This is a genomic window from Streptomyces sp. NPDC037290 (genome assembly GCF_055603245.1).
The window spans coordinates 1-1,467 of the sequence record NZ_JBVJVZ010000137.1; the positions used below are offsets into that span (position 1 = coordinate 1).

1 protein-coding gene and 1 pseudogene are annotated in these 1,467 nt (G+C 67.8%); both read right to left on the reverse strand.

The genetic code is table 11. The features are described from left to right. Positions 1-450 (reverse strand): annotated as a pseudogene (locus ACZ7HQ_RS45450) (NshR/TsnR family 23S rRNA methyltransferase); the annotation flags it as partial. 72 nt (positions 451-522) lie between these two features. Next, a partial coding sequence (locus ACZ7HQ_RS45455) for a cytochrome P450 (RefSeq protein WP_471003505.1) occupies positions 523-1,467 on the reverse strand: 945 nt, incomplete at its 5' end.

A 1,467-nucleotide genomic window follows, 5' to 3' on the forward strand; every position in this document is an offset into this window, starting at 1 on the left:
TCGGTCCACGGGGACGGTACCGGGGGCCCCGAGGGCGAACGAGGTGCGCACGATGGCGCCGATATTGCCGACGATCTTCACGCCGTCGAGGAGAATGAGGTCACCGGTCGTGGCGGACAGGTCCGCGAGGCGGGTCGGCTTGGGGACCCGGGCCAGGCCGAAGACCTTCGGCTTCTTCTCCGTCTTGAAGACCTGGTTGGCGACGGGGGCGGCGAGCAGCCGGACCGGGATGTCGCGCCGGGCGCACAGGTCGAGCAGTTCGTCCGGCAGGGTCACGGTGTCGAGCCCGTAGATCTCGATGAACCCGACTCCGGCCCGGATGCTCTGCAGCAGTGGCTCGATGTCCTCGATCAGTACCGTCTTGACGACGGCCCGCGAGTGCTTCGTGACATCGATGATGCGCTGCACAGCGGGATCGGAGCGTTCCGTGATGAGGTCAAGGCTGGACATCGGCCGAACATAGCACGCGGTCCGGCACCCGCTCTTCGGTGCGGGACGGGGCCCGCACCGAACGCCTGGGCGTCAGAACACCAGCGGCAGTTCCTCGGGGCCGGTCATGCTGAGGCTCGGCAGGAACCGGGGCGGCCGGTCCGGGTCGCTGCGCAGGTTCGGGAAGCGGTCCAGCAGGATGTTCAGCGCCACCCTGCCCTCCAGGCGGGCGAGCGGCGCGCCGATGCAGAAGTGCGCCCCCCGGCCGAACGCCATGTGGGGGTTCGGGTCGCGCAGCGGGTCGAAGGTGTCGGGGTCGGTGAACACCTTCGGGTCGCGGTTCGCCACGCCGAGGAAGGTCACCACCAGGGAATCGGCGGGAATGCGCTCACCGCCGAGTTCCACGTCGACGGTCGTGGCACGCGCCGTTCCCGCGAAGGGGCTGTAGTACCGCAGCGACTCCTCGATCGCGGCCGGCACCAGCGCGCGGTCCGCGCGCACCCGGGCGAGCCACTCCGGGTGGCTGTCCAGACACAGGATCGAGTTGCCCAACAGCATCGTGGTCGTGATGTGCCCGGCGATCAGCAGCACGTTGGAGAAGTTGACGACCTCGTTGTCGGTGAGGCGTTCACCGTCCACCTCGGCCTGAACCAGCTTGGTGATGAGGTCGTCGCGGGGGTTCTTCCGGCGGTCGAGAACGTGTTCGCGCAGGTAGTCGGAGAGTTTCCCGACCTGCTGCATGGCCTCCTGAAGGCGTCGGCTCTGCTCTTCGGTCCGGTCGACGAAGGAGAACTCCTGAGTGCTCTCCATGAGCGCGGTTCCCCAGTCCCGGAACTTGTCCCGGTCCGAGGCCGGCACTCCGAGCAGCTCGGCGATGACGATGACGGGAAGCGGGTAGGCCAGGTCGTTGACCAATTCCATACGGCCGCCGTCGGCCACGGCGTCGAGCAGTTCGTGGGTGAGGGCGGCGATGCGTGGTTCCATATCGGCCACCACCTTCGGAGTGAAGGCGTGGCTGATCAGTCCACGGAGCTTCTT